Annotated in this window: 4 protein-coding genes; all 4 read left to right on the top strand. The window is 45.6% G+C overall.

The window, feature by feature from the left end; all coding sequences use genetic code 11:
• Positions 1–136 precede the first annotated feature (136 nt).
• On the top strand, positions 137–883 hold the full coding sequence (locus K5905_RS30305; protein WP_297591421.1) for a DUF1629 domain-containing protein: 747 nt from the start codon (positions 137–139) through the stop codon (positions 881–883).
• 260 nt (positions 884–1,143) lie between these two features.
• Positions 1,144–1,923, top strand: coding sequence for a DUF1629 domain-containing protein (locus tag K5905_RS30300; protein WP_297591420.1), 780 nt, complete (start codon positions 1,144–1,146; stop codon positions 1,921–1,923).
• A gap of 694 nt (positions 1,924–2,617) precedes the next feature.
• Positions 2,618–2,986 carry a hypothetical protein gene (locus K5905_RS30295; RefSeq protein WP_297591419.1) on the top strand — a complete coding sequence of 123 codons (369 nt, stop codon included), beginning with the start codon at positions 2,618–2,620 and terminating at the stop codon, positions 2,984–2,986.
• The coding region (locus K5905_RS30290) for a DUF1629 domain-containing protein (protein WP_297591418.1) at positions 2,987–3,303 on the top strand (317 nt) is incomplete at its 3' end.

The following is a 3,303-nucleotide window of genomic DNA, read 5'->3' as shown; positions in this document are numbered from 1 at the left end:
CAAATGACGTGTTTCCAGCTTTTGTTTCGTTTGAGTTATGACACAAGCGCGGAGCAGAGATTCCACAGCAAAAGTTGTTGGATAAGTTCGGCCCGCAACAACGAACTGAAAAGGAATGCCGAATGAGTGAAGTTGTTTGGGTGAGCAATTCGATACAGACAAAGGTGGCCGCCTGATGGTGTGGGGATTGAACATGCCAAGCGGCTTCGGCAATTATTTACCGGATGGGGATTTTGCCGGTTATGGCGACCGCCTAAAAAAGTACTTCGTTGAAGAGATGCCAGAGGAACAAAAGGCGAAGTTTGGTGATGGGGCAGGCTCCAAATACCGCTACCACGTTTCTCAGAAATTCACGGAAGAGCCGGGCAGTGTGTTGGGTGACGGTATACCTGTTGGACAGATCTCTGAGCATGAATGGCCTAATAAGTTTGAATTGCATAAAAGCTATGCTGCTCTTGGGTCGCTTTTCCAGATGCCGAACCGCCTCCTTGCAGTAGAAACAGCTTTTAAGGATGTCGTCGAGCGTGTGGAGCCTGGAATTCATCAGTTTCGTCCGCTTAGCGTAACGACGCGAATAGGCAAAGTCTTTCCCAAGCAATATTACACACTGGTCATTGGTCAGTTTTTGGACAGTTTCGATCCAATAGCCAGTGATGAAGGCACTTGGGAGAAAGCCAAAAACTCCGATAGCTATCTGGTATACATCAATTCCAAGAAATATATCGCGGGCCTAGCCTTTTCCAGAAGTGCAATTGGCGGTGCTCAGCTGTGGCGTGAACGCAAGCTGTACAGCCCTGAAATCTATTTTTCCGATACGCTCAAGGCCGAACTTGAAAAGGCCGGACTTCGCCTGCCTCAGCATTTCCAAATGAAAGAACTCTAGAAGATAAGCATCGAGAGCCAAAAGATACATGAAATTACGCCTGGGACTGTGTTGTCCACGGTTTGAAAGAGCGGTTTTTTGGCAGGTTTCTGCCTGAATTGGACCTACTCGGTGATCCCCTCTTTGAAGAGTTCAATCTTGCAGCAGCTTGTTGCGTCATGCTCATTGCCAGTTTTGAAGTTGTCTTCGTCACACGCAATAGCTGACAGTACGTAGAATTTTGGGTTAGGTCGATTTGGCAGACGTAAGTTTTAGGCGGAATGTCTGGTGGGTTAGTGGTGCATTTTTCACGAAATGTGTTTGCTGCTGCTATTTGGTGCTCTCGCAATTCCGAGAGTTTTTCAAAAGTAAATGGCGACAACATACTTATGGAAAATAACAAAGTGCCTGTTTACACCATCTTTGAGAAGACTGACGACAATGTCAGCTACGTCGTTAAACCTTTGAATGGAGACTTTAAAAAGGTCTATCCAAGCGGATTTGAGTTCGATCTGAACTCCAACGATTCGGCTGCAATCGGGAACGTGATCAGGCAATCGGATAGAACATATATTGAGAAAAAGTTCTCCTATCAGGGAGTGCCGGTCCACCTGAAGCATTTGCCGACAAGTGTGCAAATTGATGGTCCAAGACGACCTCTAACAGATCTTCTGATCTCCAACAGCATCTTTTTGGTTTCAAATCGATTTCGGGCTGTAGTGGAGGAATTGGAGCCGCAGATTCATCAATTCGCTTCCGTTGAACTGGTCTGGAAAGACGATTTATATGCAGGGAACTATTTCTGGTTCTACCCATGTGCGCGTGTCGACGGGATGAATCGTGTTGAAACCACGCACGAACTTCGTCGCGACAGATATTGGAAAGAAGTGTTCAATGGAAATTACGTCGTAGATTTACTGCGCGTAGGAAATAATAATATTTGGATAGATCCAAGAGTGCTTGCTTTTTATCATCCGTTTGTTTCTGAAACATTCAAGAAAGCGATGGATACAGCTGCTGTTTCAGGGGTTGGTTATCACGAAGTTTCAACCACCGACTAATTATTTGGGACTTAAATCACGGTAATGGATCAATAGCAGCAAAGTGCCTGCTGCCAAATGGTGACTTCGTATGGCTGAGTGATGCGGTCGATAAGTCCATTGAAACCTACGAAAAAGGCAGCGGCAGCTTGTTGCGTCATGCTCATCGCTACGGTTTGTATTTGTCTTCGTGATCAGTTCATGCTGGCTGAGATGCGTCGATAGTTGAAATTGGGTGCCCATAATGGGTAACCAAAGCATATCCCGGCATGCTGCCGGTGGTTGTGTTTCGAGGCAGATTTTCTTGTCTTTTTCAACCTTTTACAGGCCTTTGAACCCTTGCTCTCACCTTCGTCCCAAATGTCGATTGTGAAAACTTGTTTAGGCATCGGTATCGCTAATGAGAAAAGAACCGAAATTTTCATAACGTCATAAAATCATTACAAAAATTTCGATAGATCAAACTTTCTGGTGATTTTGATGCTTTTCGTTCGGATTTTCTGAGCATATTTTTAGCTGCGAGTGCCCTTGCGGAAATTGTCAAGCGTAAAACACGAGAAGGTTGCAAATTTTCCTGAGGCTACCTTGGTTGACTTCGTCACGATTCATATCTTAATAGTGTGTTAATGCAATTTTTGATTGGTGTGCGGACCTTTGCCAAAGAGGGGAAATCATCCCGTCCGAGACACGGATCAATCCCGCAAGGGACACTAGAATGAGGAAGCCCGACGCTTTGGCGCAGGAGCTTCCCGACAGTGATTGGGTGCTTGGGCAATGGATGGGGCAAATTTTGGTTATTGGATATCTATTTTTTGAAAAGGTGCTGCCTTCATCAACTAGCTGCAAATACATGCTTTCAACAGATCCAAAGCAGTGTTTTCCTATTAAGGCAAAATGGAATCGAACATTCGCTCGTTTAACCTTTGTGCTTCGTCTTAAAAATTTCGATGCGCTATTATCGCAAGGCGCGGAATTTTCAACTGTGCCTACTGCGTCTGCGTTTTTTACGAAACGGGTTGGGTTCCGGCCAAGGGCTGAGTATGGGTATGCGAATAACGTAATTAACCCAACTCGGAGATTCTAAATGCCCTGGTACCTTGATGAACTCGGACGGTCGGACGAAATTGAATGGCATTTCGCTGAGGATCAAAACATTCCAGACACAATTGTTCTTGCGAAAACCATCCCGGACCCCAAAAGTTGGCCGCTGAAGGTCATTCAAACAGGGTACGTTGAGGATCGCGGGCAGTCGGAAATACCTGATTTTACGGTCGGACCCGTTTTAGGAACTGTTGTCGTCAGCAGAAGGTTCAAACGCTTGGTCGAGCAGTTTGACCCGGAAAAACACCATTTTATTCCGTTGGAAATTCATCGGCCTGATGGAGAGGTCTGGTGCGATAC

The organism is Roseibium sp. (assembly GCF_025698965.1).
Taxonomy (GTDB): domain Bacteria; phylum Pseudomonadota; class Alphaproteobacteria; order Rhizobiales; family Stappiaceae; genus Roseibium.
Note: the sequence above shows the minus strand (reverse complement) of the source record. Positions and strands in the feature narration are given on the sequence as shown.